Source organism: Pseudomonas sp. NPDC088429 (assembly GCF_044753305.1).
Taxonomy (GTDB): Bacteria; Pseudomonadota; Gammaproteobacteria; order Pseudomonadales; family Pseudomonadaceae; genus Aquipseudomonas; species Aquipseudomonas rustica.
Map to the genome: position 1 here is coordinate 1 of NZ_JBIVMX010000155.1, position 2,241 is coordinate 2,241.

The 2,241-nt window shown below is 54.0% G+C and carries 3 protein-coding genes and 2 pseudogenes; all 5 read right to left on the reverse strand.

Features of this window, described 5'->3' with window-relative positions:
- Positions 1-107, reverse strand: a pseudogene (locus tag ACIP66_RS28575) (hypothetical protein); the annotation flags it as partial.
- A 221-nt stretch (positions 108-328) separates the two neighbouring features.
- Positions 329-694 (reverse strand): 50S ribosomal protein L7/L12, encoded by a 366-nt coding sequence (rplL, locus tag ACIP66_RS28580; RefSeq protein ID WP_053124318.1) that lies wholly within the window; start codon positions 692-694, stop codon positions 329-331.
- A 79-nt stretch (positions 695-773) separates the two neighbouring features.
- Complete coding sequence (rplJ, locus tag ACIP66_RS28585; RefSeq protein WP_053124320.1) at positions 774-1,274, reverse strand: 50S ribosomal protein L10; 501 nt, start codon at positions 1,272-1,274, stop codon at positions 774-776.
- A 196-nt stretch (positions 1,275-1,470) separates the two neighbouring features.
- Positions 1,471-2,166: a 50S ribosomal protein L1 gene (gene rplA / locus ACIP66_RS28590; protein WP_053124322.1), complete on the reverse strand. Its 696-nt coding sequence runs from the start codon at positions 2,164-2,166 to the stop codon at positions 1,471-1,473.
- Positions 2,166-2,241: pseudogene (gene rplK, locus ACIP66_RS28595) on the reverse strand (50S ribosomal protein L11); the annotation flags it as partial. The pseudogene rplK and the gene rplA, both read right to left, overlap by 1 nt.

Below are 2,241 nucleotides of genomic sequence, written 5' to 3' on the forward strand. Positions count from 1 at the left end.
CGATACGAATCCAGCTGGATGGCAAGGAGGAAAGGCAAATCCATGACGTCCGGCAACTAGCTAAAGTCCTTGAGGATACGTTTTTTCTCAGTATATGAGTAAGCCATCAGCGTTCCCCAGCTTGGTCACCTGCTTGTTTGGCCCCTCCCGACGGGAGCAGCCAGAAAATCGTGCAAACCCCATGGTTTGCGCCACCGCATCGGGTGGTTACAGCGCCTTTATCAGCACCGACCCAGTCGGCTGCCAATAACGGAAAAAGGCCGGTGGCAAGAGCCACCAGCCATCAGCCTGTCGCTTGACGCTCGGGCTGGAGGTGCAAAGTCGAAAGTTACTTAACTTCGACTTCAGCGCCTGCTTCTTCCAGCTTCTTCTTCGCGTCTTCAGCAGCTTCTTTCGAAACGCCTTCAGCGATAACCTGAGGAGCGGTGTCAACCTTCTCCTTGGCTTCTTTCAGACCCAGACCGGTCAGTTCACGTACAGCCTTGATCACGTTGACTTTCTTCTCGCCAGCGCCTTTCAGGATTACGTTGAACTCGGTTTGCTCTTCAACAACAGCGGCAGCAGCAGCTGGACCAGCAGAAGCAGCGGCAGCGGATACGCCGAACTTCTCTTCCATTGCTTTGATCAGCTCAACGATTTCCAGAACCGATTTTTCGCCGATTGCGTCGATGATTTGTTCGTTAGTCAGAGACATGACTTATTTCCTGAATTGGGGGATAGCCTGGAGGCCATCGAAATAAACAAAAATACGCGATAAAAGGAAACGCTCAGCCTTAGGCTGCAGCAGCTTCTTTCTGGTCGCGAAGTGCCGCCAGAGTACGAGCCAATTTGCTGGTAGCGCCTTGAATCACGCTCATCAGCTGGGAAATTGCTTCGTCACGGGTCGGCAGGCTTGCCAGTACGTCGATCTGATTAGCTGCGAGGAACTTGCCCTCGAACGCAGCTGCCTTGATCTCGAACTTGTCCTGACCTTTAGCGAACTCTTTGAACAGACGAGCAGCAGCGCCCGGGTGTTCGTTGGAGAATGCGATCAAGGTCGGGCCGGTGAACACGTCGTTGAGAACACTGTATTCAGTGTCAGCAACAGCGCGCTTGAGCAGGGTGTTACGTACAACACGTACGTAAACGCCAGCTTCACGAGCCTCTTTACGGAGTCCGGTCATTGCGCCTACTGTTACGCCACGTGCATCAACCACGACAGCGGACAGAGCGACTTTGGCAGCCTCGTTGACTTCAGCGACGATGGCCTTCTTGTCTTCGAGATAAATTGCCACGGGTTAACTCCTGCTTGTTACCGTTTCATTCGATCGAAACCGAATGTCGTTTTGGTGTCTGATTCGGTAAGGAACCGGGAGCACCATCTGCGTAGGCTTGTGTATTAAGACTTGCGTCGCCTACGGTCTTGGATAGCCCCCGCCAGGCAGGGACCCCAATCTTTCAATTGACGTGCAAAGCACGCCAACTTTTTTCTTAAGCGTCCAGCGAGCTCTGGTCGATAACCAGACCTGGGCCCATAGTGGTGCTCAGGGTAACGCGCTTAACGTAAATACCTTTCGAGGAAGCTGGCTTGATACGCTTCAGATCAGCGATCAGGGCTTCAACGTTTTCCTTCAGCTTGACGGCGTCGAAGCCCATCTTGCCAACGGAGGTGTGGATAATGCCGTTTTTGTCGGTGCGATAACGAACCTGACCAGCTTTAGCGTTTTTAACAGCAGTCGCTACGTCTGGAGTTACGGTACCAACCTTAGGGTTAGGCATCAGACCACGTGGGCCGAGGATCTGACCCAGTTGACCTACAACGCGCATTGCATCCGGGGATGCGATCACTACGTCATAGTTCAGGTCGCCGCCTTTCATTTCGGCAGCCAGGTCGTCCATACCTACGCGATCAGCGCCGGCAGCCAGAGCGGCTTCAGCAGCTGGGCCTTGGGTGAACACAGCAACGCGAACGGTCTTGCCAGTGCCGTGTGGCAGCACAGTAGCGCTACGAACAACCTGGTCGGATTTACGCGGGTCTACACCCAGGTTTACAGCAATGTCGAACGACTCGCTGAACTTGACAGTCGACAGCTCAGCCAGCAGGGCAGCAGCATCTACAAAGCTGTAGCTTTTGCCTGCTTCGATTTTGCCGGCGATAGCCTTTTGGCGCTTGGTCAGCTTAGCCATTACACACCCTCCACGTTAAGGCCCATGCTACGAGCGGAACCGGCGATGGTACGCACGGCCGCATCCATATCAGCT